The sequence below is a fragment of the Mesoterricola sp. JemC181 genome, from assembly GCF_055384585.1.
This window is the reverse complement of the sequence record NZ_AP045076.1, coordinates 5,115,013-5,140,319: the sequence shown is the minus strand read 5'-3', so window position 1 is coordinate 5,140,319 and position 25,307 is coordinate 5,115,013. Positions and strand designations below refer to the sequence as shown.

Annotated in this window: 25 protein-coding genes; 11 read left to right on the top strand and 14 right to left on the bottom strand. The window is 68.1% G+C overall.

Going from position 1 to position 25,307, the window contains the following annotated elements:
- Positions 1 to 18 precede the first annotated feature (18 nt).
- Genes ACZ5MC_RS22455 through ACZ5MC_RS22445 form a run of 3 tightly spaced genes read left to right on the top strand, consistent with a single transcriptional unit; the run spans position 19 to position 2,501 of the window.
- Complete coding sequence (locus tag ACZ5MC_RS22455) at positions 19 to 1,260, top strand: molybdopterin molybdotransferase MoeA (RefSeq protein WP_306598150.1); 1,242 nt, start codon at positions 19 to 21, stop codon at positions 1,258 to 1,260.
- Entirely contained in the window at positions 1,257 to 1,637 is a 381-nt protein-coding gene (locus ACZ5MC_RS22450) for a hypothetical protein (RefSeq protein ID WP_464516778.1), read from the top strand. Before ACZ5MC_RS22455 ends, ACZ5MC_RS22450 begins: the two co-directional genes overlap by 4 nt.
- Positions 1,638 to 1,646: 9 nt before the next feature.
- On the top strand, positions 1,647 to 2,501 hold the full coding sequence (locus tag ACZ5MC_RS22445; RefSeq protein ID WP_464516777.1) for a mechanosensitive ion channel family protein: 855 nt from the start codon (positions 1,647 to 1,649) through the stop codon (positions 2,499 to 2,501).
- Here ACZ5MC_RS22445 and ACZ5MC_RS22440 read toward each other — a convergent pair.
- A complete protein-coding gene (locus ACZ5MC_RS22440; protein WP_464516776.1) occupies positions 2,491 to 3,495 on the bottom strand; it encodes a DUF1444 domain-containing protein in 1,005 nt (334 codons plus the stop codon). The two genes, ACZ5MC_RS22445 and ACZ5MC_RS22440, sit on opposite strands and share 11 nt — an antisense overlap.
- 340 nt (positions 3,496 to 3,835) lie before the next feature.
- On the opposite strand from ACZ5MC_RS22440, the gene ACZ5MC_RS22435 reads away from it, so the two are divergent.
- From ACZ5MC_RS22435 to ACZ5MC_RS22410, 6 genes are all read left to right on the top strand, one after another.
- Complete coding sequence (locus ACZ5MC_RS22435) at positions 3,836 to 4,525, top strand: Bax inhibitor-1/YccA family protein (protein WP_306598140.1); 690 nt, start codon at positions 3,836 to 3,838, stop codon at positions 4,523 to 4,525.
- A gap of 17 nt (positions 4,526 to 4,542) precedes the next feature.
- On the top strand, positions 4,543 to 5,487 hold the full coding sequence (locus tag ACZ5MC_RS22430) for a peptidylprolyl isomerase (protein ID WP_306598139.1): 945 nt from the start codon (positions 4,543 to 4,545) through the stop codon (positions 5,485 to 5,487).
- A complete protein-coding gene (locus ACZ5MC_RS22425; protein WP_306598138.1) occupies positions 5,484 to 6,464 on the top strand; it encodes a peptidylprolyl isomerase in 981 nt (326 codons plus the stop codon). Before ACZ5MC_RS22430 ends, ACZ5MC_RS22425 begins: the two co-directional genes overlap by 4 nt.
- Positions 6,465 to 6,466: 2 nt before the next feature.
- The gene (locus ACZ5MC_RS22420) at positions 6,467 to 6,787 is read left to right on the top strand and encodes a S4 domain-containing protein (RefSeq protein ID WP_306598137.1); all 321 of its coding nucleotides are present in this window, start codon (positions 6,467 to 6,469) and stop codon (positions 6,785 to 6,787) included.
- Between the two features lie 9 nt (positions 6,788 to 6,796).
- The gene (locus ACZ5MC_RS22415) at positions 6,797 to 7,771 is read left to right on the top strand and encodes a 3'-5' exoribonuclease YhaM family protein (RefSeq protein WP_464516775.1); all 975 of its coding nucleotides are present in this window, start codon (positions 6,797 to 6,799) and stop codon (positions 7,769 to 7,771) included.
- A gap of 130 nt (positions 7,772 to 7,901) precedes the next feature.
- The gene (locus ACZ5MC_RS22410) at positions 7,902 to 8,393 is read left to right on the top strand and encodes a hypothetical protein (protein WP_464516774.1); all 492 of its coding nucleotides are present in this window, start codon (positions 7,902 to 7,904) and stop codon (positions 8,391 to 8,393) included.
- A 1-nt stretch (position 8,394) separates the two neighbouring features.
- Here ACZ5MC_RS22410 and ACZ5MC_RS22405 read toward each other — a convergent pair whose 3' ends face one another.
- The 5 genes from ACZ5MC_RS22405 to ACZ5MC_RS22385 all read right to left on the bottom strand — a co-directional run bounded on the left by ACZ5MC_RS22405 (position 8,395) and on the right by ACZ5MC_RS22385 (position 13,212).
- Positions 8,395 to 9,273 (bottom strand): hypothetical protein, encoded by an 879-nt coding sequence (locus ACZ5MC_RS22405; RefSeq protein WP_464516773.1) that lies wholly within the window; start codon positions 9,271 to 9,273, stop codon positions 8,395 to 8,397.
- Positions 9,274 to 9,352: 79 nt separating this feature from the next.
- Positions 9,353 to 11,299 carry a 1-deoxy-D-xylulose-5-phosphate synthase gene (dxs, locus tag ACZ5MC_RS22400; protein WP_464516772.1) on the bottom strand — a complete coding sequence of 649 codons (1,947 nt, stop codon included), beginning with the start codon at positions 11,297 to 11,299 and terminating at the stop codon, positions 9,353 to 9,355.
- A complete protein-coding gene (locus tag ACZ5MC_RS22395) occupies positions 11,296 to 12,201 on the bottom strand; it encodes a polyprenyl synthetase family protein (protein ID WP_306598132.1) in 906 nt (301 codons plus the stop codon). The genes dxs and ACZ5MC_RS22395 overlap by 4 nt, the downstream gene beginning before the upstream one ends.
- Positions 12,198 to 12,434 carry an exodeoxyribonuclease VII small subunit gene (gene xseB / locus ACZ5MC_RS22390; protein ID WP_306598131.1) on the bottom strand — a complete coding sequence of 79 codons (237 nt, stop codon included), beginning with the start codon at positions 12,432 to 12,434 and terminating at the stop codon, positions 12,198 to 12,200. Before xseB ends, ACZ5MC_RS22395 begins: the two co-directional genes overlap by 4 nt.
- Before the next feature lie 22 nt (positions 12,435 to 12,456).
- Entirely contained in the window at positions 12,457 to 13,212 is a 756-nt protein-coding gene (locus ACZ5MC_RS22385) for a DUF4412 domain-containing protein (protein WP_306598130.1), read from the bottom strand.
- A 98-nt stretch (positions 13,213 to 13,310) separates the two neighbouring features.
- On the opposite strand from ACZ5MC_RS22385, the gene ACZ5MC_RS22380 reads away from it, so the two are divergent.
- Together ACZ5MC_RS22380 and ACZ5MC_RS22375 are read left to right on the top strand one after the other, a co-directional pair.
- Positions 13,311 to 14,741 carry a sigma-54-dependent transcriptional regulator gene (locus tag ACZ5MC_RS22380; protein WP_306598129.1) on the top strand — a complete coding sequence of 477 codons (1,431 nt, stop codon included), beginning with the start codon at positions 13,311 to 13,313 and terminating at the stop codon, positions 14,739 to 14,741.
- 6 nt (positions 14,742 to 14,747) lie between these two features.
- Positions 14,748 to 16,007, top strand: a complete 1,260-nt coding sequence (locus ACZ5MC_RS22375; protein ID WP_306598128.1) for a hypothetical protein — start codon at positions 14,748 to 14,750, stop codon at positions 16,005 to 16,007.
- Positions 16,008 to 16,055: 48 nt separating this feature from the next.
- Here the strand turns inward: ACZ5MC_RS22375 and ACZ5MC_RS22370 are convergent, their stop codons facing one another.
- The 8 genes from ACZ5MC_RS22370 to ACZ5MC_RS22335 form a co-directional block, all read right to left on the bottom strand.
- Positions 16,056 to 17,537, bottom strand: a complete 1,482-nt coding sequence (locus tag ACZ5MC_RS22370; protein WP_306598127.1) for a hybrid sensor histidine kinase/response regulator — start codon at positions 17,535 to 17,537, stop codon at positions 16,056 to 16,058.
- A gap of 271 nt (positions 17,538 to 17,808) precedes the next feature.
- Positions 17,809 to 18,924, bottom strand: coding sequence for a branched-chain amino acid aminotransferase (locus ACZ5MC_RS22365; RefSeq protein WP_306598126.1), 1,116 nt, complete (start codon positions 18,922 to 18,924; stop codon positions 17,809 to 17,811).
- Positions 18,921 to 20,414 carry an aminotransferase-like domain-containing protein gene (locus tag ACZ5MC_RS22360; RefSeq protein ID WP_306598124.1) on the bottom strand — a complete coding sequence of 498 codons (1,494 nt, stop codon included), beginning with the start codon at positions 20,412 to 20,414 and terminating at the stop codon, positions 18,921 to 18,923. Before ACZ5MC_RS22360 ends, ACZ5MC_RS22365 begins: the two co-directional genes overlap by 4 nt.
- A gap of 124 nt (positions 20,415 to 20,538) precedes the next feature.
- The gene (locus ACZ5MC_RS22355) at positions 20,539 to 21,807 is read right to left on the bottom strand and encodes a M16 family metallopeptidase (RefSeq protein WP_306598123.1); all 1,269 of its coding nucleotides are present in this window, start codon (positions 21,805 to 21,807) and stop codon (positions 20,539 to 20,541) included.
- A 28-nt stretch (positions 21,808 to 21,835) separates the two neighbouring features.
- Complete coding sequence (locus tag ACZ5MC_RS22350) at positions 21,836 to 22,621, bottom strand: hypothetical protein (RefSeq protein ID WP_306598122.1); 786 nt, start codon at positions 22,619 to 22,621, stop codon at positions 21,836 to 21,838.
- Entirely contained in the window at positions 22,618 to 23,541 is a 924-nt protein-coding gene (locus ACZ5MC_RS22345) for an ABC transporter ATP-binding protein (RefSeq protein WP_306598121.1), read from the bottom strand. The genes ACZ5MC_RS22350 and ACZ5MC_RS22345 overlap by 4 nt, the downstream gene beginning before the upstream one ends.
- Positions 23,538 to 24,398: a hypothetical protein gene (locus ACZ5MC_RS22340; RefSeq protein WP_306598120.1), complete on the bottom strand. Its 861-nt coding sequence runs from the start codon at positions 24,396 to 24,398 to the stop codon at positions 23,538 to 23,540. The genes ACZ5MC_RS22345 and ACZ5MC_RS22340 overlap by 4 nt, the downstream gene beginning before the upstream one ends.
- Positions 24,398 to 25,306, bottom strand: coding sequence for an ABC transporter ATP-binding protein (locus ACZ5MC_RS22335; RefSeq protein WP_306598119.1), 909 nt, complete (start codon positions 25,304 to 25,306; stop codon positions 24,398 to 24,400). The genes ACZ5MC_RS22340 and ACZ5MC_RS22335 overlap by 1 nt, the downstream gene beginning before the upstream one ends.
- Position 25,307: the final 1 nt, after the last annotated feature.

Below are 25,307 nucleotides of genomic sequence, written 5' to 3'. Positions count from 1 at the left end.
TGGAGCGGGGTCCCGTCCATGCGGCCTGATACCATGGTCGCGTCGAGGATGGTGGCGATGCTGGGATACAGGGAGGCCCTGAAGCTGGTGCTGGAGCGCGCGGAGCCCCTGCCGCCCCGGCGGCTGCCGCTCATGGAGGCCCTCGGCCTCGCCGCGGCCGAGGACATCCTGGCGCGGGAGCCCGTGCCGCCCTTCACGAACTCCGCCATGGACGGCTTCGCCCTGCGGGCCGGGGACGCCGCCCTGGGGCGGCTGCCGGTGGCCGGGACCGTGCCGGCCGGCATGGCCGAGGTGCCGGCCCTCCGGCCCGGGGAAGCCCTGCGCATCATGACGGGCGCCCCGCTGCCCCCGGGCGCCGATTGCATCCTTCCCATCGAACACGTCCGCGTGGAGGGCGACTGGGTGATCCTTTCCACGGCACCTCGCCGCGGCGCCAACATCCGCCACGCGGGCGAGGACATCCCGGCCGGGGGCCTGGTGGTTCCGGCAGGGGCGGTGCTCAGGCCGGCCGAGGTGGGGGTGCTGGCCGCCATCGGCTGTCCCGAAGTCAGCGTGCGGCCCCGCCCCCGGGTCGCCGTCATCACGACCGGCAACGAGCTGGTGGACGCGGGCGACCGCCCCGGCCCCGGGCAGATCCGGGACGCCAACATCCATTCCCTCTGCGCCCAGGTCCTGGCCGCCGGGGGCCTCCCCGTCCCGCGGCCCCGGGTCGTGGACCGCCGGGAGACCGTGGCCCGGGCCCTGCGGGAAGCCCTGGAGGAGGCCGACGTGGTGCTCACCAACGGCGGGATCTCCGTGGGGGATTTCGACTACATCAAGGCGGTGCTGGAGGACCACGGCGCCGAGCGGGTCTTCTGGAAGGTGGCCCAGAAGCCGGGGAGTCCCCTGGGCCTGTGGGTCTTCCAGGGCAAGCTCATCTTCGGCATTCCCGGCAACCCGGTGGCGGCCATGCTCATGTTCGAGGAGTACGTCCGGCCCGCGGTGCGGCGCATGATGGGGTACCGGAACCTCCACCGCCCGGAGCGGACGGGGATCCTGGAGGAGGGCTGGAAGCGCGGCGGGGACCCCATGCGCACCGAATTCCTGAGAGTGGTTTCCGGGCCGGATGGGACGGTGGCCCTGGCCGGACCCCAGGGTTCCGGAATCCTTTCGGGCATGATGCGGGCCAACGCCCTGGCCGTGATCCCCGAGGGCCCCACCGCCCTGGAACCCGGCAGCGAGGTGGCGCTCCACCTCCTCAACGAGGCGGAGGACCATTGAGCGAAGGTTTCCCCCTCCCCTGGGCCCGCCCCTTCCAGGTGGGCCTTCGCACCGCGCACATCATGGCCATGGGCCTCGTCCTGGGCGGCGTGGCCCTGGGAGCCGGCCACGACCGGCTGAAGGCGTCCATCGCGGCCACCGTGGTCAGCGGCGTGCTTCTTTTCGCCCTGGACCTGGCCAAGGGCACGACGGTGATCTACCAGGGCAGCGGCGTCGCCGTGCTCCTCAAGCTGGCCCTCCTGGGCCTGGGCAACCTGGTCCCCCAGCAGCGCCTGGGGTGGTACCTCGCCGCCACGGCCGTGGCCTCCATCGGCTCCCACATGCCGGGGAACTGGCGGCACTTTTCCCTCATCCATGGGAAAGTGATCAGACACTAGAGGAGTGGGATGGGCATCGCACTGGGCGGACACATCGAAAAGGCGGCCGCGTGGCTGGACCAGACCGGCTGGCAGAAGCTGCAGCGCATGCTGGTGGTCGTCGTCACCTGCCTGATCATCCTCTGGGCGCTGCGCCTGGTGTCCAGGGCCGTGGCCCGGTCCATGGCCGCCGGCGTGGGCGAACACAACCCCGAGATCCAGCGCCGGGCCAAGACCCTGGGCGCGGTCATCGGGAATTTCGCCCGGGTGCTGGTGGTCTCCTTCTTCATCCTGGAGACCCTGCAGGAGTTCAACGTCAACGTGGGCCCCCTGGTGGCCGGGGTCGGCATCGTGGGCGCGGCGATCGGCTTCGGCGCCCAGAACCTCGTGAAGGACGTCATCGGCGGCTTCTTCCTCCTGGTGGAGAACCAGTACGGGGTGGGCGACATCATCTCCGTGGGCGACAAGCACGTGGGCACCGTGGAGCGCATGACCTTCCGGATGACCATGCTGCGGGACATGGAGGGCCGCGCCCACTTCCTGCCCAACGGCACCATCAGTGACGTCATCGTCCTCAGCAAGCAGTTCGCCAAGGCCCTGGTGGACGTGGACGTGAGCCACGACGAGGACCTGGACCGCATCATGGACGTGCTCCGGGACGTGGGCGCCGAGCTCATGGGGGCCCGGGAGGACGTGCTGGAACCCACCGAGGTCCTGGGCGTGGAGGCGATGACCGCCGCAAGCTGCACGATCCGGACCCTGACCAAGTGCCTCCCCGGCCAGCAGTGGGCCGTGGCGAGGGAGCTGCGCAGGCGGGTGCAGGTGCGGTTCAAGCTGGAGGGCTTCGGGAGGCCCATTCCGCAGCGGATGATCATCAACAAGTAGGGCCGGTCTCCAGCAGGGTCACCAGCAGCGCCGGCGTCGGCATGGCCCGGATCCGGTAGCGCTCGGGAAAGATCCCCATGGGCTCCAGGAGGCCGCCCAGCCGCGCACGCGCCGTACCCCAGGGGATCCATTGGCAGGTGCCGTGGCCGCCGCCTCCGTCCAGGCGCCCCACGCGGTCCGCCTCGGGGAGCCAGGCCTCCTCGGAAGCCCCGGGGAGGAAGGTCGAGCTGAGCACGGCGCCCGAGGGCGTCTCGGTCACGAGAAGCGGCGCCACGGAAACCTCCCTGCCGTGGAGGCGGTCCAGGAGGATCTTCTGGCCGGCGTACTCCTCGGTGAGGCGCCGGCGGCGGAGGCGGGCCAGGAGTGGGGCCGCGGGGTGGTCCGGGCCGCCGTCCCAGGGCTCCCACTGGAAGTGCGCGAGCCTGAGGGGGCAGCTGTTCATCCACCTCGGGGTGCCGCCCAGGACGTCCAGGGCGAACTCCAGGAGCCAGCCCAGGGCCCGGGGATCCTCCGAGCCCGCCACCAGGAGCGTGTCCCGGTCGGGCAGGACCACAACGGGCTCGCCCGGGAGGTCGAGACCCTTGAGCATGCCGGGCAGGAGGATGCGGCTGCCGTCCAGGGCGTCCCGCCAGGTGGAGCGGAAGAGGCCGGGCCGCACCTGGAGGAAGCGCTCCCCGCCGCCCCGCTGGAGGAGGTTCGTCCGGGCCCTCTGCAGGAGGGCATCGTAGTCGGCGCCCCAGGAGGCCAGTTGCTTCGGTCCCACATCCAGTTCGCAGTCGGGGAAGTCCACCACAAGGCTGGTGGCGAAGATGCCCGCCAGGGGCCGGAATTCGGGCGGCGCCGCGCCTGGGCGCAGGGCAAGGGTCTCATGGAGGAACCTGGGTCGGACCTTGGGAAGGAGGCGGGGAAGGGCCTCATCGAGGGTGAGGGCGGGCCGGGCGGCGGGAGTGGCGAGGCGCTTGAGGTGTCCGGCGAGGGATCCAAGAATGTTCATGGCATCTCCTGGTAGAAAGTGCCTATTCTGTGTTAATGCTAGACAAAATTATAATAATTAGGATTGAAATTATTCTAAAATTAGCAAAATTTAATACGTCTATTGGATTTTGCTGACCCCGGGCCTTCCGGCTTCCCCCCCGCGCCGGGCGGTGGCGACGACCCCGGCCCGATCCGCCAACCGCGCCCCGACCTGCCCCGCGCCGGGAACCTTTTCCCCTCTGTCGCCACCCCTTGAACTTGTGAACCATCGGGCCCCGCCGGACTTCGGGGAGGCAATGGATTGGGCAGGTGATACGATTGAAGGTCCCCCTCGCGTGGGGTTTTCAGAGGTCGCAAGCATGGAAAGCAACTATGAAGGCAGGACGATCTTCGGGGCCTCCCGCGCCGAGGAGCGCACGGCGTTCGTCCGGAGTGTCTATCTGTGGCTGATGGGCGGGTTCGGCGTGGCGGCGGTGGGGGCCCTGGCCTCTCCCCTCGTGCTGAACTACCTGATCGGGGCCCTGGGGCGGTTCTTCTTCTGGCCCATCCTCGGCGTCTATTTCGGAACGTTCTTCTGGGCCCAGAAGGTCAGCCGAACCAAACCCCAGAACCGGTACGCCTACGCGGCGTTCACCTTCGTGGCGGGCATCATCGCGGGCATGGCCATGCTCGCGGCCATGCAGCAGTCGGGCCCGGGCATCGTGATGGCGGCCATGGGCATGACGGCGGCCGACTTCCTGGTGCTGAGCGCCGTGGCGCACTTCAGCAGGAAGGACTTCAGCTTCCTGGGCAGCTTCGTCACGGTGGGCCTGGTGGTGGCCATGGTGGCCATCCTCATCGGGTTCTTCGTCCAGATGGAGATCTTCCACCTGGCCATCTCTGCGGTGATCGTCATCGCGTGCTCCGCCAAGATCCTGTGGGACACCTCCCGCATGCTCCAGGGCGGCGACTACACCGACGCGGCGGGCTTCGCCCTCTCGCTCTTCATCAGCCTCCTGAACATCTTCCTCAACCTCCTCCGCCTGCTTTCGGGCGGCCGCCGGAACTGATCGCCCAAAGGATGTCCATGCTCCGCAGCCTCGTTTGCACCGCCTTCTCCCTCGTCCTGGCCGCCCAGACGCCCGCTCCCGCCCCCCAGGCCCCAGCCGCTCCGGCTCCGGCCAAGGAGGACAAGGTCCTTGCGACCCTGGGCACCACCGTGGTCCGGGAATCGGATTTCGAGCTCTTCCTGTCCGTGTCCCTGCCCGAGCAGCAGCGCGCGCAGGTCATGATGATGGCCGGCGCCCGGGAGCAGTACCTCAAGCGCTTCCTGGACTACAAGATCCTGGCCGCCAAGGCCCGCAAGGAAGGCATCGCCAAGGCCCCCGACTTCGCGAAGAAGATGCAGCTCATGGAGATGCAGGTCCTCATCCAGTCGCTCTTCGATCGCGACGGCGCCTCGCTCAAGGAGAAGTCGGCCATCAAGGACGAGGACGTGAAGGCGTTCTTCGACAAGCACCCCGAGAAGTTCATGACCCCCGAGAGCTTCAACGCCCGCCACATCCTGGTGAGCACCCGGGCCCAGGGCGCCGAGAAGGCCCGTACGGATGACGAGGCCAAGGCCCGCATCAAGGAGATCCAGGACGCCCTCAAGGCCGGCAAGTCCTTCGAGGAATTGGCCAAGACCTATTCCGACGACCCGGGCAGCAAGGACAAGGGCGGTCTCTACGACAACATGCCCTTCGGCCGGTTCGTGCCCGAGTTCGACAAGGCCGTGCGCGATCAGAAGGTCGGCGAGGTGGGCGAGCCCGTGAAGTCCATGCATGGCTACCACCTCATCAAGGTGGACAAGATCACCCCCGCCGCTCCCCAGACCTTCGAGACCGCCAAGGAAGCCGCCAAGCAGCAGGCGACCACCGATAAGCAGGAAAAGATCATGAACGAGTACATGGAAGCGGCCCGCAAGGAGGTCGCCTACCATGAAGGCGCTGCGACGGCTCCGGCGGCCAAGGCCAGGAAGGGAGCCAAATGAGCGTCCGCGGGTTCGCGCTCCTCTCCCTCCCCTGCATCCTGATGGGCGCGCCGGAGGTCCGGGAGGAGATCCTGGTGGTGGTCAACGGCCACACCATCTCCCGCAGGGCCTTTCAGCAGGCGGTTGAACAGGAGACCGCCGCCCTCTACCGGCAGTTCTCCGGCAAGGTCCTGGACGAGAAGCTCAAGGACGCCCGGGAGAAGACCCTCCAGGGCCTCGTGGACAACTTCATCATCCAGGACAAGGCCGAGGACCTGGGCATCAAGCTCCGGGAAGAGGACATCCGCAACTACATCGAGGACATCAAGAAGCAGAACAACTTCGCCACCGATGCGGATTTCGAGCGGGCCCTCAAGGGTTCCCTGGGCATCGGCCTCCAGGCCTACATGAGCCGCACCCGCACGGACATGCAGAAGCAGGAGGTGCTCCGGCGCGAGGTGTACTCCAAGATCGCCATCGAGGAGCAGGAGCTGCGCGCGTACTACCTGGACCACAAGGAGGACTACCGCCAGCCCCCCCGCTTCCGCATCCGGGAGCTGGTCCTGGCCAAGGGCGTCACCCCCGAGGACCAGGCGGCCACCAAGGCCGTGGTCGCGAAGATCCAGGAAGCCCTGAAGAAGGGCACCACCTTCGAGGCGCTGGTGAAGGAATACTCCACCAGCACCAGCCGCAGCACCGGCGGCGACCTGGGCTGGCTGCCCAAGGGGATCCTCCACGCCAACATCGAATCCGCCTCCCTCGCCCTGAAGCCCGAAGAGGTCTCGGCCCCCCTGGAGACGGACAAGAACGTGTACCTGGTCCAGCTCATCGAGGCCCAGCTGGACACCACCAAGCCGTTCGCCGAGGTGAAGGAGAAGATCCTGGAGAAGCTGCAGGAGCCCAAGGCCCAGAACGCGATCGAAAACTACCTCGCCGGCTTGCGTATCCGCGCCAACGTCCGATACATGGTACTGAAGGACGACATCATCAAGGGGTGAACGTGCGTCTGGACCTGTTCCTGAAGAAGACCCACCTCGTCAAGCGCCGGGAACTCGCCCGGGAGCTCTGCGAGGAGGGGATGGTGCGGGTGGACGGCACCCCCCGCAAGGCCAGCTTCGAAGTGAAGGCTGGCGTCGAGCTGGAATTCCCGCTGTACAACCGCATCATCCGCGCCCGGGTCCTGAACGTCCCCGAAGGCAACGTGCCCCGGGGCGACCAGTGGACCTACATCGAAGTGCTGGAGGAGCGCTGGGCGCCCACCGACGACGCCCAGATGGCGGATCCCCTGGCCCCGCGGCCCAAGACTCCGACGTTCCATTAGGATTGAGCCATGACAGACCAGGCAGCCCTCCGCACCCTCAAGGAGGGCGATGTCTTCAACGGCTTCCTCCTGGCCCAGGAAGTGTCCTTCAAGACCAGCGCCAAGGGCTCGGAATACCTGGAGCTCAAGCTCTCGGACGCCTCCGGGGATCTCAAGGGCTTCCTGTGGGATCTGCGGGCCGTGGAGGGGGACCTCGACCAGGTGGTCCCCGACGCCTTCCTCAAGGTGAAGGGCCAGATCTCGAACTACAACGGCCGCACCCAGATCCGGCTGGACAAGCTGCGTTTCGCCCAGGACGGGGAAGTGGGGGACCTGGCCCGGTTCTTCCCCGTGAGCCGGCGCGACGCGGAGGAGATGGCCCGGGAGCTGGACGGGCTCGTGGCCGGCGTGAAGGACCCCTGGATCCGCCGGCTGCTGGAGGCGCTCTTCGTGGACGACCCGGTCCGGCGCGCGGCCTTCCGCCGGGCCCCCGCCGCCAAGAGCATGCACCACGTGTGCCTGGGCGGCCTCATCGAGCACACCCTTTCGGTGGCCGGCATGGCCGCGAAGGCCTGCGCGCACTATCCCGACATGAATGCCGATCTGGTGCTGGCCGGCGTCCTCCTCCACGACCTGGGCAAGACCGAGGAACTCACCTACCAGCACAGCTTCGGCTACTCCGACGCGGGCAACCTGCTCGGGCACATCTCCATGGAGGCCGAGTGGATCAGCCGCGCCGCCGCGGCCATTCCGGGCTTCCCGGAGGACCTGCGGCTGCACCTGCTGCACATCGTCCTGAGCCACCACGGCAGGCTGGAGTACGGCTCCCCGGTGCTGCCCAAGACCCCGGAAGCCTTGCTGGTGCATTACCTCGACGACCTGGACGGCAAGCTGGAGGCCATGTTCAGGGGCATGAGGGAGGACGCGGGCGAAGGCGCCTGGACCCCCTTCTCCCGTTCCATGGACCGGATGATCTACAAGTCCCGGTGGCCGAAGGTAGATTAAATCAATGAAGCAGGGCCGGAATTGCCGTATCCTCTCGGCAGGTACAACCTTGTTCCCCAAACCGCTAGGCTGAATATAGCCACCCGCCCCCGGGGCGCGGGGATCCATCGCACCCGTCAGGTCGCCACCCATGAAACTCTCCAGGAAAGCCAAGCGCTACGACGACACCGTCCTGCCGGGGGACTTCGTGGGGTTCGAGCCCTTCAGCGACGGCGACGCCCAGAGCGAGGGCGAGGTGAGCGGGGCCCTGCGGCGCACCGGGGACGGGGTGGAACTGGGGCACATCACCCTCGAGCGCCTCGCCGCCAAGAAGCAGACCTTCGCCAAGCTGAAGTCCCGGGCCGAGGTGCTCACCCGCCAGCTCACCTACCTGGACGAGCACCTGGAGATCGTGGACCACGACCGCCGCGGCATGTACATCCAGCTGCGGAGCCTGCCCCCCTACAAGGACGATTCCCAGATCCGCTTCAACGAGATCTCCATCGGCCGGGACAAGGTGGTGGTCAAGCGCATCGCCTTCTACCGCCGCGACGAGGTGAAACAGCAGGTGGCCTTCAGCCTCACCGAGGATCTGCTGGAGCGCCTCATGTCCGATCTGAGGAAGGTGCTGAGCCCCGTCTAGGTCAGGGGATCGGGACGAAGGTGAGTCCGCCCGCCGGCCCGCGCAGGACGGCGCTGTTGTCCAGGATTCCCACCAGGACGGCTTTTTCGTCCGCGCCCGTGGGCAGGAACAGGAGGTCGTGGGTGGTCAGGTCCAGCCGGGCCAGCATGAGGCCCTTACCCTCACCGGGTGGCAACTGGTACGCCGGCACGGCCATGAGGGCGACATTGTTGTTCATCCACCAGGCCAAGCCGCCCCGGTCCCCGTCCGCCAGGGCCAGCAGGGGCAGGGGCTTGCCTTTCACGGTGAAGTCCTCGGTGCCGGTGCGGCTGCCTTTTTCGATATCGAGAAGGTCCAGGCGGAGGCTCTCCCCGGAGGTGAGCAGGACCTTGCCGTCCTCCCGGATGGCCACGCGGTGGCGTACCTGGGCGGCGAGGCCCCCCTTGGACGGCTTGATGCCGTAGGTCCACATCATCGCGCCGCCCTTCAGGTCCCTCCGCTCCAGGTAGGGCTCCTTGGTGCGGTAGCACAGCACGAAGCTGCGGGCGTCCCAGGCCAGGTCGGCCACCTCGGCGGGCAGGGAGTAGGAGGTGCCGGCCTTGCCGGTCTTCTCCAGCCGCTGGAGGGTCGTGGACGTGACAATCCACGCGTTGCCGGCGGGATCCAGGACCCATTTCTCCGGGGGCGCATCCAGCCTGGATACCGGCAGCATCTCGGTGGTGCCCGTGTCCCTGGACCAGACCCGGAGCGCGCGGGCCGCGGGGTCGAGGAAGACGCAGGAGCCGTCCCGGTCGAAGGACGCCCAGCCGGTGGCGCTCTTCACGGGGTCCCATTCCTGGCCGAAGGCCGGGACGGCGGCGAGGAGGACGAAGGCTGCGGTCAGAGCGCTGGCTGGATTCAACGAGGCCTCGGGTCGGTCTGGGGTTGGGCTGTATCAACCATAGACAAGGCCATCGCCACGGGCAAGAAATCAGGCGTACTTAATTTGCAGCCTGGCTGGAAGGCTGTTGGATCGGTAGTTTCCGATGGAAATCAACGATTCGTTCATATAGGGCTCGGGGGCTCAGGCCCTCTTCGTCCAGGAGCAGCGCCTGGTCCCCGTGATGGACGATGTGGTCCGGCACGGCGCAGCGGAGCAGGGGCCGGAGGATGCCCTGGTCCGCCAGGAGCTCGGCCACGGCCGCCGTGAAGCCGCCCGGGGCGCAACCCTCCTCCAGGGCCACGACGCCCCGGACCTTGCGGCTCCAGTGGCTGATGAGGTCCCCGTCCAGGGGCTTGACGAAGCGCGCGTTGATGACGGCGCAGGAAATCCCCTCCGCGGCGAGCCGCTGGGCCAGGGCCTCGGCCGGCGCCACCAGGGTGCCCAGGGCCACCAGCAGGAGGTCGCTTCCCTCCCGGAGGAGCTCCCCCTTGCCGATGGGCAGGGCGGCGATGGGATCCTGGAGCGGCACCCCCAGCGCGTTGCCCCGGGGGTAGCGCAGGGCCGCGGGGCGGTTGCTGTAGATGGCGGTGAACAGCATCTGGCGGAGCTCGTTCTCGTCCTTGGGGGCCATGATGACGATGTTGGGCATGCACCGCAGGAAGGACAGGTCGTAGAGGCCGTGGTGGGTGGGGCCGTCGGCGCCCACGATGCCTCCCCGGTCCATGGCGAAGGTCACGGGCAGGTTCTGCAGGCACACGTCGTGCAGCACCTGGTCGAAGCCCCGCTGCAGGAAGGTGGAATAGATGGCCACCACGGGCCGGAGGCCCTGGCAGGCCAGGCCCGCGCCGAAGGTGACGGCGTGCTGCTCGGCGATGCCCACGTCGAAGCAGCGCGTGGGGTGGGCCTTCTGGAAGATGTTCAGGCCCGTGCCGTCCAGCATGGCGGCGGTGACGGCGACGATCTTGGGGTCCTTGCGGGCCAGCTCCGTGAGGGTCGTGCCGAACACGCTCGTGTAGGAGGGCATCGCCGGCTTCGCGGGGTCCACGGGGGCCTTGCGGATCTCCCCGGCCTCGGCGTCGAAGGCGGTGACGCCATGCCACTTGAGGGGGTCCTTCACGGCGGGGTCGTAGCCGAAGCCCTTCTTGGTCTGCACGTGGAGGAGCACGGGACCCTCGGCCATGCGCTCCTTGGCCTCGCCCAGGCCGCGCAGGAGGGCCGCCACGTCGTGGCCGTTGACCGGGCCGATGTACTTCAGGCCCAGGTCCTCGAAGAGCAGCCCCGGCACCGCGATGCGCTTGAAGGATTCCTCGCTCCACTTGGCGACCTTGGCCAGGCGCTTGCTGACGCTGGCCACGGGGATGGCCTTGATGGCGTACTCGATGCGGTCCCGCCAGCGGTTGTAGTACTGGCCGTTGATCATCTGGTTCAGGTAGCCCTGGAGCGAACCCACGTTGGGGTTGATGCTCATGTCGTTGTCGTTGAGGATCACCATGAACTTGCGCGTCTCCAGGAACCCGGCCTGGTTGAGGCCCTCGAAGGCCATGCCCGCGGTCATGGAGCCGTCGCCGATGACGGCGATGCTGGAGAAGTCCTGGCCCAGCAGGTCCCGGGCCTGGGCCATGCCCAGGGCCGCCGAGATGGAGGTGCTGGCGTGCCCGGCGCCGAAGTGGTCGTAGACGCTCTCCTCGCGCTTGAGGAAGCCCGACAGCCCCCCGTGCTTGCGCAGGGTGGGGAAGCGGTCCTTGCGGCCCGTGAGGATCTTGTACGGGTAGGCCTGGTGGCCCACGTCCCACACGATGCGGTCAACGAGGAAGTCGAAGTGGTGCATGAGGGCCACGGTGAGCTCCACCGTGCCCAGGTTGGAGCTGAAGTGGCCTCCGGTGACGCTGATGGAGTCGATGAGGAACTGGCGCAGCTCCAGGGCCAGCTGTTCCATCTGGATCAGGGAGAAATGCTGGATCTGCTGGGGCGCCGTGACGGAATCGAGGAGGGGTTGCCGGCTCACGCGCTGCGCCCCGCCAAGTACGTGGCCAAGGCCGTCAGGGAATGCGGATTCGGAAGCGATAGTAGCTGACATTGGGCACGCTCGGTGGCCTCCCGCAAGGCGTTGCGGGCTCCAGCGAGCCCGAGCAGCAGGGGGTAGGTGATTTTACCCTTGCCCTCGTCTTTGCCAACCCGCTTCCCCATGGCTTCCTGGGTGGAGGTGGCGTCGAGGATGTCGTCCTGGATCTGGAAGGCGAGCCCCAGGGCTTCTCCGGCCTCCCGCAGGGCGGCCCGCTCCTCCGGGGCGGCGGCGCCCGCGATGGCGCCCAGCTCCAGGGAGGCCCGGAGCAGGGCCCCGGTCTTCAGGCGGTGGATGACCTGCAGTTCGGCCAGGCTCACGGGATCGGCGCCCCGGGTGCGGGCCTCGCCCTCCAGGTCCAGGGCCTGGCCGCCCACCATGCCGCGCCAGCCCGCGGCCTCCCCCAGCACCCGGATGGCCTCCACCCGACGGGAGGGAGGGAGGTCGGCATCGGAGGCCAGGACCGTGAAGGCCTCGGTGAGGAGGCCATCGCCCGCCAGAATGGCCGGCCCCTCGCCGAAGGCCACGTGGCACGTGGGCTTGCCCCGGCGGAGGTCGTCGTCGTCCATGGCCGGAAGGTCGTCGTGGATGAGCGAGTAGGTGTGGATGTACTCCAGCGCCACGGCACAGGGCAGGGCCGCCTCGGCCCTGGCGCCCACGGCCTCGGCGGCCAGCATGCACAGCACGGGCCGGATGCGCTTGCCGCCGGCCTGGAGGCTGTAGGTCATGGCCAGGGCCAGGTTGGCGGCCTCGCCCTGGGCGAAGGGCAGGAGGTAGCGGGACTCGAAGAGGGGGAGGAGGCGGTCGAGATCCGCCTTGACCTGCTGGGGCGCCGGGAGGGTCAAGCCTGCTCCCCTTCCAGGGGCTCGGCGCGGTACTCCCCGCCCAGGCCCTGCTTGAGCACCTCCACCCGCCGCTGGGCCGCGGCCAGCTGCTGCTGGAGGGTCCGGCTCAGGCCGACCCCCTCCTCGAACTGCTGGAGGGCCTCCTCCAGGCCCAGGTTCCCGGCTTCCAGCCGCTGCACCAGGGCCTCCAGCCGGTCCAGTCCGTCGTCGAAGGAGGGGGTCGGATTCGTCATCCTTCCATTGTACCGGCCGGGTCTACTTTTTCTTCATCATCTCCTCGCGCATCTTCTTCCCCGCATCCTCGGTCCTGTAGTCCGCGGGGAGGGCGAAGGTGGCGGCGGGCACCGGGCCCTGCTCGATCTTCGTGGCCTCGGTGGCCACGTCCATGCCCATCATGCCGGTCATGTGGGTCTTGAGGGGGATGCCCTTGATCTTGGCCATCTCCTCGTAGAGCCGCTTGAAGCTCGCGCCCATGGGGCCGGCCTTGGCGAACTGCGCTGCGCGGGACTGGACCATCTTCATGTAGGCGGCATCGGGGATGGGCATCTTCAGGGTGGGGTCGGCGGAAAGGGCCATGACCAGCTTGCCCACCTTGATGTTCCAGGCCGTGCAGGAGCGCCCGGCCACGGTCTCGGGGCCCACCTTGTCCACCTTGAAGTCGTTGGGGTCGCCGAACATCGCGCCCATCATGGCCCCCATGCCCTCGGGCTGGGCGGCGTTGAGCGCGTCCAGGGCCGCCAGGGCGTCCTCGAAGCTCATCTTGGATATGAGTTTCTTCTTGTGGTCGATGGTGTAGGAGATGCCGTTCTTGAAGTCCACCAGGGTGTCCCGGCGGTCCTTCTCGTTGCGCACCATGTTGAATTCGCTGCTGTAGTAGTGGACCTCGGTGGAGGTCCCGCCGGCACCCATCATGCCTTTGGCCACCGAGTTGAAGGTGATGGTGAGATCGGCTGCGGCGAGGGCTCCGCACACCAGGGTTGCGGCCAAGGCAAGAACAAGGCGTAATCTCATTAGGAACTCCTGGGAAGGTTGACCCCAAATTACGCTCAAGCATTCCCGGATTCCAGAAGGAATTGTTGAAACTTCTAAGGACGAGGGTGGAAAAAACGATGGCCCGGATACTGGTTGTGGATGATTCCCAGGAAACCTGCGACCTCCTGGAGCTGCTCCTCGGGGAGGGCCTCGGCCTGGAGGTGGCCGTGGTCAAGGCCACCCGGCCCGAGGACGCCCTGCGACACCTCAGGGAGGGCGGTTTCGACCTGATGCTTTCGGACATCAACCTGGAGGCCAGCCTGGACGGCCTGGACCTGCTCAAGGCGGCCAAGCCCCTGGGGGTGGAGACCATCCTCCTCACCGGGTTCGGGACCCTGGAGAAGGCCCTGGAGGCCGTGCGGGAAGGCGCCTTCGACTTCATCTCCAAGCCCTGGAACAACGAGGACCTGCAGTCCCTGGTGAAGCGGGCCCTGCTCATGAAGGGTTCCCGCGGCGGGCCTAAGGATCCGGACACGGCCGTCGACCTCCATCAGAGCGTCATGATCGGCTCCAGCCCGAAGATGATGGAGGTCTACCGCACCATCGCCTCGCTGCAGAACAGCCGCACCACGGTGCTGATCATCGGCGAGAGCGGCACCGGCAAGGAGCTGGTGGCCCAGAACATCCACCTGAGCAGCGACCGCAAGGCCTGCCCGTTCGTGGCCATCAATTGCGGGGCCCTCACCGAGGGGCTGCTGGAGTCCGAGCTCTTCGGCCACGTGAAGGGCGCCTTCACCGGCGCCGTCCTGGACAAGAAGGGGCTCTTCGAGGAGGCGTCCGGAGGCACCATCTTCCTGGACGAGATCGGGGAGACCTCCCTGGGCTTCCAGGTGCGGCTCCTGCGGGTCCTGCAGGAGCAGGAGGTGCGCAAGGTGGGCGGCAACAAGACCGTCAAGGTGGACGTGCGGGTCATCGCCGCCAGCAACCGGGACCTTGCCGCCATGGTCAAGGCCGGCAAGTTCCGGGAGGACCTCTACTACCGGCTCTGCGTGGTGGAGATCCGGGTGCCTCCCGTGCGCGAGCGGTTCTCCCGGGACGCGCGCACCGGCAAGGTCCTCTCGGACATCCCCGCGCTCATGGACCACTTCCTGGCCGAGTGCAGCCGCAAGGACAGCCAGTTCTACCGCCTCAGGGCCGACGCGCGCCAGCAGCTGGAGGCCTACAGCTGGCCCGGCAACGTGCGGGAGATGGGCAACATCATCGAGCACCTCACCCAGCTGAGCCGGGGCCGGGAGATCACCCCGGACGACTTCCCCGAGAAGATACGGGACGAGCTGCGCGCCAAGGGGACCAGCATCCCCGCCGCCCCCACCCCCCTCCTCGAGCTGATCAAGGACTGGGACCACCTGCCCACCCTCGAGGAGCTGGAGCGGCGCTACATCCAGGTGCTGCTCAAGCACGAGCACCGCAAGAGCCGCATCGCCGACATCCTGGGCAAGGACCGGACGACCCTCTACCGCAAGCTCAAGGACCTGGGCCTGGCGGAGGGCCCGGAGGAGGGACTCTGATGGAAAATGCAACGCGTTGCAGAATCCAACGGAGAAGACCTCAAGGTCAAATTATTAAGTAAAGCAATTGTTCAATTTATGTATTGGCCTGGTTCATGCATTCTTGTGCCCAGCTTCCGGCCGTGCCGGATTGAACCTGGAGAATCCATGAACAAGCTCGCAGCTCTGCTCATCGCGGCCGCCCTCATCAGCCCCGCGTTCGCCGAAGACGCCAAGAAGGACGTCAAGAAAGAGGAAGTGAAGAAGGTCGAAGTCAAGAAGGACGCCAAGAAGGACGTCAAGAAGGCTGAGCCCAAGAAGGAAGAGGCCAAGAAGGCCCTGACCGAAGAGAAGAAGGCCGAGGCCAAGAAGGCCGAGCCCAAGAAGGAAGAGGCCAAGAAGGATGCCAAGAAGGCTGCCAAGGCCGAGCCCAAGAAGGAAGAGGCCAAGAAGGCCCTGACCGAAGAGAAGAAGGCCGAGGCCAAGAAGGCCGAGCCCAAGAAGGAAGAGGCCAAGAAGGATGCCAAGAAGGCTGCCAAGGCCGAGCCCAAGAAGGAAGAGGCCAAGAAGGCCCTGACCGAAGAGAAGAAGGCCGAGGCCAAGAAGGCCGAGCCCAAGAAGGAAGAGGCCAAGAAGGATGCCAAGAAGGCTGCCAAGGCCGAGCCCAAGAAGGAAGAGGCCAAGAAGGCCCTGACCGAAGAGAAGAAGGAAGAGGCCAAGAAGGACGCCGCCCCCAAGGCCAAGAAGGCCAAGAAGGCTGCCAAGAAGGCCGAGAAGGCCGTCGAGCCCAAGAAGGAAGAGGCCAAGAAGGCCCTGACCGAAGAGAAGAAGGAAGAGGCCAAGAAGGATGCCGCCCCCAAGGCCAAGAAGGCCAAGAAGGCTGCCAAGAAGGCCGAGAAGGCTGTCGAGCCCAAGAAGGAAGAGGCCAAGAAGGCCCTGACCGAAGAGAAGAAGGCTGAAGCCAAGAAGGCCGAGCCCAAGAAGGAAGAGGCCAAGAAGGATGCCAAGAAGGCTGCCAAGGCCGAGCCCAAGAAGGAAGAGGCCAAGAAGGCCCTGACCGAAGAGAAGAAGGAAGAGGCCAAGAAGGACGCCGCCCCCAAGGCCAAGAAGGCCAAGGCTGCCAAGAAGGCCGAGAAGGCTGTCGAGCCCAAGAAGGAAGAGGCCAAGAAGGCCCTGACCGAAGAGAAGAAGGAAGAGGCCAAGAAGGACGCCGCCCCCAAGGCCAAGAAGGCCAAGAAGGCTGCCAAGAAGGCCGAGAAGGAAGCCGCTCCTGCCGAGAAGAAGTAGTCTCGATACGGACCAGCATTGAAAAGGGCCCCGCGAGGGGCCCTTTTCCTATGCCGGCGTGGCCCCCAGGAGGACCTGGAGCACGGCGTCCCGCAGGGAGGTCATGGTGTAGGGCTTGTGGAGGAAGGCGTCGGGCTTGAGGCTCCGGAGGGAGCCCGCCAGGACCTCGCTGGTGTAGCCGCTGCTCAGGATCACCTTGGCCCGGGGGTCCAGCTCCCGGATCTGGGTGGCGGCCTCGACGCCGTTGAGGTGCGGCATGGACAGGTCCATGACGATGATGGAGATGGCGTCCGCATGGGTCCGGTAGCATTCCAGGGCCTCGAGGCCGTCCTCGGCCAGGACGACCTCGAAGCCGGAGGCCATCAGGATCTCCGATGCGCACTGCCTGAGCATGGGCTCGTCGTCCACGAACAGCACCTTGCCCTGCGGGAGCACCAGGCTCGCGGGCTGCTCCGGGGCCTCCCCGCCCTCCGGCGCCTCCACCAGGGGAAGGTAGACCCTGAACACGGATCCGCCTCCGGGAACGCTGTCCACGGCGATGCCGCCCTCCCAGGCCCGGAGGATGCCCAGCACCGCCGACAGTCCCAGGCCCCGGCCGGTGAACTTGGTGGTGAAGAAGGGATCGAAGATCCTCGAAAGGATCTGATCCGTCATCCCGCAGCCCGAGTCCGCGACCTCCAGGACCGCATAGGCTCCGGGCCGCATCTGCGTCTGGGGCAGGAACGCCAGGGCCCCGGGCGGGTCGATGAGGTGCCGGCCGGCGCGTACGGTGATGGCCCCTTCCCTTTCCTCCCCGATGGCCTCGGCCGCGTTGTTGACCAGGCTGACCAGGATCTGGTGGAGCTGCGAAGGGTCCGCGTTGATCAGGAGGGGCTCGCCCGCCACGTCGACGCGAACGGCGATGCGCCTGGGGCAGGAGGCCTCGAACAGCTTTTCCATGCCTTTGACGAAGGTATTGAGGTCCAACAGGATGGGCAGCCAGGGCCCCCGGCCGGTGAAGGCGAGCATCTGGTTCGTGAGAAGCGCGGCCCGCTGCACGGCCTTCTCGATGTTGTCCAGGAAGGGCAGGGCCTGGCTTTCCGGGGGGTAGGCCTGGGTCAGGATTCCGCAGTTTCCCAGGATCGACGTCAGCAGGTTGTTGAAATCATGGGCGATCCCACCGGCCATGACCCGCAGGCTGTCCAGGCGCTGGGCCCTGCGGAGGGATTCCTCGGCCTCCTTCCAGGGGCTGATCTCCGTGTAGATCCCCAGGAACCGCTTCAGGTGGCCCGCGGGGTCGAAGGAGGGGGCGAGGGTGGCGTCCACCCAGTAGAAGGTGCCGTCCTTCGCCCGGTTCTTGATCTCCCCCTTCCAGACCCTGCCGGACAGCAGGGTCTCCCACAGGTTCCGCCAGAAGCAATCCTCGTGGCAGCCGCTGTTGAGGATCCGGTGGTCCTTGCCCACGAGCTCGTGGACCGGATATTTGCTGATCCGGCAGAAAAGTTCATTGACGTGGGTGATCAGCCCCCGGGGGTCCGTGATCGAAACCATGGCGTTCTCATCAACCGTTTTCAGGAGGTCTCCAATATCCTGAAGATGGATGATCGCGTTGGCGGACAGGAGGGTCCGGTCGGCATAACCTTCCATGGCTGCACCTGACGGCAACATAGATTAATCATCACCCGGAGGGGCGGCTCATGAGACGGCGTCTCAGGTCCCAAAGTATAGGTCGCCTCTTGATGATTGCCATATTTTCCATGCCTCCGGGCGAACGAAAAGGGCCCCATCCCGGGGCCCTTTTCATGGGTAGGCAATGTGCCGACTAGCAGACCTGGTGCATCCAGCCGTTGGTGTCGGGGTCCACGCCGTGCTGCAGGTTCAGCAGGGCTTCGCGCAGCTGGGAGGCCACGGGACCGGTCTCGCCGCGGTTGATCTGCCACTCGCCGTGGGCGGATTTCACGGTGCCGATGGGCGTGATGACGGCGGCGGTGCCGCAGGCGAAGGCCTCGGTCATGCGGCCTTCCAGGAGGGCGTCGCGCCAGTCGTCCACGGAGATCCGGCGCTCCTCGGCCCGGAAGCCCAGCTTCTTGGCCATGTCCAGGAGGCTCAGGCGGGTGATGCCGGGCAGCAGGGTGCCGGTGAGCACGGGGGTGACCACGATCGTCTCGCCGCCTTCCTTGTACACGAAGAAGATGTTCATGCCGCCCATCTCCTCGATGTAGCGGCGGTGCACGGCGTCGAGCCACACCACCTGGTCGCAGCCCTCGGCCTTGGCCTCGGTCTGGGCCACGAGGCTGGCGGCGTAGTTGCCGGCGCACTTGGCGGAGCCGGTGCCGCCGGGCGCGGCGCGGACGTAGTTCTCGGAGATCCACACGGTCACGGGCTTGACGCCCTGGGGGAAGTACGCGCCGGCGGGGGAGGCGATGAGGATGAAGAGATACTCCTTGGAGGCCTTGACGCCCAGGGCCGCCTCGGTGGCGATCATGAAGGGGCGCATGTAGAGGCTCTCGCCGATGGCGTTGGGGACCCAGTCCTTCTCCTGGCGGATCAGGAGGTCCGCGGCTTCCACGAAGAGGTCCACGGGCAGCTCGGGCATGGCCAGGCGGCGGGCGGAGGCGTTGAAGCGGTGGGCGTTGGACTCGGGGCGGAAGGTCTTGACGTGGCCGTCGGGCTGCCGGTACGCCTTGAAGCCCTCGAAGATCGCCTGGCCGTAGTGCAGGACGCTGGCGGCGGGGTCCAGGACGATGGGGCCGTAGGGCTTCAGCACGCCCTTGCCCCAGCCCAGCTCCTCGCTGTAGGGGATGACCACCATGTGCTCGGTGAAGACCTTGCCGAACCCCGGGTTCTGCATGCGCTTGGTCCGCTCCTCCGGCGACAGGGGTTCCCGGGCGAGCTGGATGTCGAAGCGCGCGGTGTTGGAGGTGGAGAGGGCGGTCATGGGAGCTCCTTCGGGGTTGAGACGCCGGGGCGGGCATGGATGAGCCCGCCCAGGCGCTCGATGGCTTCGCGGGTCACGCTCGGCGCATGGGTTGAGAAGTTGAGGCGAAGGCAGTTGGTGCCCCGCCCATCCGGAAAGAAGAGAGGACCCGGGGCGAAGCCCAGCCCGTGGGAGATGGCTTCGCGATGGAGATCGAGGGCCGAGACGTCCTCGGGGAGCACCACCCAGAGGTGCATGCCGCCCTTGGGCTCGGTGACTTCGGCGTCCCGGGGGAAACTGGCCTGGATGGCCTCCAGCATGGCGTCCCGGCGCTCCCGGAGGGCCTTGCGGATCCGCACCAGGTGGCGCCGGAACCCGCCGGAGTCCAGGAAGTGGCCCATCACGGCCTGGGAGAGGGTGGGCAGGGCGATGGTGTGCACCTCCTGCACCAGGGCCAGCCGGCGCAGGACGGCGTCGGGGGCGATGATGTAGCCCAGGCGCAGGCCCGCGGCCACGGACTTGGAGAAGCTGCCCAGGTGGATGACGTGCTCGGCCCCCGGCAGGCTCCGGAAGCTCGGCGTGCGCCCGCCGATGAAGCGGAGGTCCCCGTAGGTGTCGTCCTCCACCACCGTGACGCCGTGGGCGCGGGTGAGCGCGAGGATCCGCTCCCGCCGCGCGCGAGAGAGGGTCATGCCGGTGGGATTGTGGAAGGTGGGCACCGTGAAGAGGAACTTCGCGTCGCCCTTCTGCAGGAGGGAGGCGAGCCGGTCGGGGTTCAGGCCGTTGCGGTCCACCGGCACGGGAACCGCCTCGCGGCCCAGGGTGCGGATGAGGGCCAGGGCCCCCACGTAGCAGGGGCTCTCCACCAGCACCCGGTCGCCGGGGATGGTCAGCGATTCCAGCACCAGGGCCAGGCCGGCCTGGGAACCGGGGATGGAGCGGATGCCCCAGCCCGGGGGAACGGGTTCCCCCTCGTCCCGCAGCCACCCGGCGACCCCGGAGAGGTAGGACGGGTGGCCCGCGGGGGCGGCGTACACCCAGGCCTCGGCGTCGAGTTCCTTCATGGTGCGCGTGTACAGCCGGCGGAGGGCGTCGCCCGGCAGCAGGTCCGTGGGGGGGAAGGCTGCGGAAAAGCTCACCAGGCTGCGGTTCTGGGCCGCCTCCAGCGTGTCGCCCAGCCAGGGGCCCAGCTCGTCCTCCCGCACCCGCAGGGAGGAGCCCTGGAAGGGGAAGATGTCGGGATCCAGCAGGGCGGGCGCCTCCGGCAGGTAGTCGCTCACGAAGCTGCCCCGGCCCGTGACGGTCTGCACCCACCCCGTGCGCTTGAGCCCCGCCAGGGCCTTGAGCACGGTCAGGCGGTGCACCTTGAACCGCAGGGCCAGATCCGGCACCGCCGGGAGCCGCATGCCCGGGTTCCACTCGTTGGCCTGGATGAGCGAACGCAGGGTACGCTGCAGCTGCAGATAGAGGGGACTGGCTGCACCGGGATTCAGGGGGGCCGTGGGGATCATGACCCCCAAAGCTTGGGCTCCTGCCGGGGAAAAGTCACCCCACGGGGGTCAAAACTACAGGCCATGGCAGACCGCCCGCCATGATGGAGGCATTTTCAGGAATTTCCCATACCGGCACAGACTGCTAGCTGGCCAGATCCTCGCGCCTTATTCCCGCCGCCCGCCGGATGCCCAGGGCGGAAACCGCCAGGGCGGAGGGGTCCAGCACCTCCCGGGCCACCCGCTGCACCTGCTCCAGTCCGACCTCCTCGATCTCGGCGATCTGCTCGTCCAGGGTCAGGATGCGGTCCGTGTGCAGGCTCTGGTAGGCGAGGGAGAACATGCGGCTGGTGGCGGACTCCTGGCTGAAGACCAGGTTGGTGCGCAGCTGCAGCTTGGCCCGCTCCAGCTCTTCCAGGGTGACGCCCGAGGCCCGCACCTTGGCGCACTCGGCGGCCGCGCGGCGCACCAGCTCCCGGGCCCGCTCCGGCGCGCAGCTGGCGCTGATCTGCAGGGCCCCGGTGTCCTGGTAGTGGGTGAGGTAGGTCCCCACCTGGTAGCACAAGGCGTTCTTCTCCCGCAGTTCCATGAAGAGCCGGCTGGACATGCCGCCTCCGAGCACGTGGCTCAGCACCCCCACCGCAGCCCGGTCCGGATGCACGTGGGGATGGGCCGGGAACCCCATGACGAGGCTGGTCTGCTGCAGCTCCTTGCGGGGCGTGTTGAGGACGAAGGGCCGGGGCCGGCCGGAGGCGGCGCGGCCGGTTTCGTCCCGGAGGCCCCGCGGCAGGGCGTCCAGCACGGGCCCGAGCAGCTCCAGGAAGGGCTGGACCTCGATGTCTCCCGCCGCGACGATGAGGAGGTTGGGCGCCCGGTAGGTCTTGTCGAAGAAGGCCCGGGCCTGGTCCCGCCCGTAGGTGGCCACCTGCTCCCGCCGGCCCAGGATGGAGTGGGACAGGGGGCTGCCCGGCCAGAAGTTGGCGTAGAACAGCTCGCTCACCCAGTCGTCAGGTTGGTCCTCGCTCTGGCTGATCTCCTCCAGGATCACGTTCCGCTCCCGCGCCAGTTCCTCGGCGTCGAAGGTGGGCGTGGTCACCAGGTCCTCCAGGATGGCCACCAGGTCGGGGAGCTTCTCCTTCAGGACCTTGCCGTAGAAACAGGCGGCCTCCTTGCCCGTGAAGGCGTCGAGGCTGCCCCCCAGGTGGTCGGTGGCCTCGGCCATGACCTGGGGTTCCGGGAACCGGGCGGTGCCCTTGAAGACCGTGTGCTCGATGAAGTGGGCCAGCCCCTCCTCTCCCGGGAGTTCCCAGCAGGAGCCGCGCTTCACCCAGAACCCCACGGAGCAGCTGCGCACGCCTGGGATGGGGTCGATGAGGATCTCGGTGCCGTGGGGGGAAACGGAGCGGTAGGGCATCGGACCAGTGTAACGGCGAACCCCGATCCTAGCCTTCCGCGTCCCGCCCAGCCAGACCGACGGGCGTCTTCTGCAGCTTCCAGCCGCACAGCGCCCAGCACAGCGCGCCGAAAAGGACCAGCGCCAGGACCGACACCAGCACGGGGCTGGCGATCTGTTCCTGGGCCAGGATCTCCCAGTCCGCGACCATGCCGCCGCGGCTGCCGGAAATGCTCTCGATGTGGTGGAGGAAGGTGAAGCGCTGCAGGGTCGCGGGCAGCACGCGCAGGATGGACTCCCAGCCGAAGAACACCAGGGCGCCCCAGAGGGTGCCCCGCTTGAAGACGAGCACCAGAAGGCTCATGAACGCCAGTTCCGCCCAGAAGGCGAGCACCAGCGCCAGGGCCTGGAGGGCGGCGGAGGCGGCGTCCGCGCCCAGGGCCATGAGGCCGAGGCCGGCGGCCGCGAGCCAGCCCGCGCCCCAGGCGAACCACACGAGGCCCTTGGCGAAGGGGAGGCTCCACACGGGCACGGGGCGCACGAGGATGAGCGGGAGGGTGCGCTGCTCCAGGTCCTCCCGGATCCCGCCGGGGGCGGCCACCAGCACCATGATGGGGAGGACGAGCGCCGCCAGGACCCCGTGGAAGAGATGCAGCGCCAGGCGGGAGTCGAAGTTGCCGAACTGCCTGCCGACCATCAGGCCCACGAAGGAGAAGGCCACGGGCACCACGGCCAGGGCGCAGAGCACCCAGCCCCGGGCCTGGAGGACCCTCGGCGCGTAGCCCAGGGCCACGGCGCGCACGGTGGTCATCGCGGAGAGGGCTCGGCTCGTCATTGGTGGTCCTTGGTGAGGAACTGGAAGACCGCGTCCAGGTTGAGATCCAGGGGATCCAGGGCGGCCAGGGGCAGGCGCCCTTCCACCACGGCCTCCTGGAGCCGGGGGAGGAAGGTCCTGGGGTTGCGCACGGCCAGGACGGCTCCGCCCTCCTCCATGCGCAGGGCCACCAGCTCGCCCTGCTCCACGGCCCACCGGGCCACGGCGGTGGCGGAGGGGGCGGTGACCCGCAGCTCCACCGGGTGCCGGTCCAGCAGCTCGCGGATCTCGGGCACGCTGCCCTCGGCCAGGAGCCGGCCGCGGAAGAGCAGGAGGATGCGGTCGGTGAGCTGGGCCACCTCGCCCAGGATGTGGCTGGAGACGATGATGCGGGCGCCGCCCCCGGCCAGCATGCGCAGGAGGTCCATGAGCTGGAGCCGGGCCTCGGGATCCAGGCCGTTGAAGGGCTCGTCCAGGATGAGGAGCGAGGGCTCGTGGAGCAGGGCCTGGGCCAGGCGGATGCGCTGGCGCATGCCCTTGGACATGGAGGTGAAGGGCTGGCGCGCCCGGCTCTCCATGCCGGTGATGGCCAGGGCGCGCTGGAGGGCCAGGTCCAGGGCGCGGCCCTGGAGGCCGGAGAGCTGGCCCATCATGCGCAGCCACCGGTCCGCGCGCATGCCGCCCGGGAAGCGGTCCCCCTCGGGCACCAGGCCCAGGCGGGAGAGCACGGCGGGGTTGCGGTAGGGCGCCTCGCCGAACACCCTCACCTCGCCGCCCGAGGGCGGCAGGAGCCCGCACAGGAGCTGGATGAGGCTGGACTTGCCGGCGCCGTTGGGGCCCAGGAGGCCGGTGATGCCGCCCCCGGGTCCCAGGTCGAAGCTGGTGGGGGAAAGGCCGAGGATGTCGCCGTAGCGGAGGGAGGCGCGCTGGAGGGAGATCATATCGTCGCCTCGCTGGGGCGCGTGCGCCGCACTGCGATGATCAGCCAGAGGACCAGGTGGAAGGCGGTGCCAAGGAGCACCGGGATCCAGCCCTGCTCGCTGTCCAGGCCCAGGATGAGCCGGGGCCAGGCCTTGCTCAGCGTGCCCACGCCCAGGGCCATCCAGCGCGGGTCGGACAGGGCGCCGGAAGCGACCGCGCCCAGGGCGCTCGAGCCCAGCAGGATGCCGAGGGCCCATCCGAAGCCGGCCTTGGGGGAGGAGGCCAGGCTGGAGGCGCCCAGCGTGACGGCCCCCATGAGGGCGGAAATGGCGGCGGCCGCGGGCAGAAGGTAGAGGGGCGCCGTGGGCCACACCGGCCCGTGCAGCCCGGCGATGGCCAGGGACAGGCCCCAGGGGAGGAAGATGAAGGGAAGCATGACGGCCAGGGGCAGCCCCGCGGCGAAGAGGGCCTTGGCGCCGAGATAGTCCCTGGGCGTGACGGGGTGGGCATAGAGCAGCGGGCGGATGCGGTAGAGGGTGTCCCGGGCCACGAGCCCGCCGCCCACCAGGGCCACCTGGAGCCACAGGATGGTGATCATGAAGGGGTTCAGGAGCCCGGCCTGGAACCTGGCGCCCTGGGGGAGGAAGGCGTCGGTGACCTTCCGGATGTCGGCCAGGGCGGCCTTGCTGGCCATGAGGTGGTTCACGTAGAGCTGCGCGCAGAGGATAAGGAGGATGGCCAGGAACACGAACCCGAAGAACCGCCCCAGCTTGAGGCGGAGCACCCGCCGCAGGTCGAAGCGGAAGATCACGAGCGCGGGCGGCAGGCCCAGGCCCTGCTCGGGGCGGGGGGGAAGGGAGGGGGCGTAGATGGGCATCAGGCGGGCCTCAGGGCGCGGATCAGGACTTCGTCGAGGCGGTCATGCCTGGGGGTGAGCTGCACCAGGGTGGCGTTCCTCGCCTGGGCCCACCGGAAGGCGGCCACGGGATCGGGGTCCGCCAGCTCCACGTCGTAGAGCCCGTTGCGGGCCTCCAGCACGGTGCCCAGCTGGCCCAGTTCGGCCTCCTGCCCAGGCGCCAGCGGATCCAGGAACCGCAGCTCGAAGCGCCGGGCCAGCATCCTGCGCAGGCCCGCCATGCTGCCGCTGGCCTTCACTTCGCCCTTGTCCAGGATCACCAGCTGGTCCGCCACCCGCTCCACGTCCAGCAGCAGGTGGCTGGCCAGCACGACGCTGGTGTCGAGCTCGGCGCGAACCTTCAGCACCAGGTCCAGCATGCGGGTGCGGCCGTCGGGATCCAGGCCGTTGGTGGGCTCGTCCAGGAAGACCAGTTCGGGCGAGTGGACCAGGGCCTGGGCCAGCTTCACCCGCTGGCGCATGCCCGTGGAGTACCCGGAGACGTTGCGGTAGCGGGACTCGTCCAGCCCCACGAAGTAGAGCACCTCGTGCGAGCGGTCCCGGGACTGGCGGGCGGAGAGGCCGCTCAGCTCGCCCCAGAAGGCCACCTGCTCGTAGGCCGAGGCGTCCTCGATGAGGGCGTCGTACTCGGGCATGTACCCGATGCGGGAACGCAACTTCGCCGCATCGGGACTGCCCAGGGGCACGCCCAGCACCTCGCCCCGGCCCCCTGCGGGCCGCAACAGGCCCAGCAGCGTCTTGAGGAGCGTGGACTTGCCCGAGCCGTTGGGGCCGAGGAGACCGATGATCCCCGGCTCCAGCTCCAGGGTCACCCCGCGAAGGGCGACCACCGGTCCGTACCGAACTTCCAGTTCTTCGAATGCGAGCAAG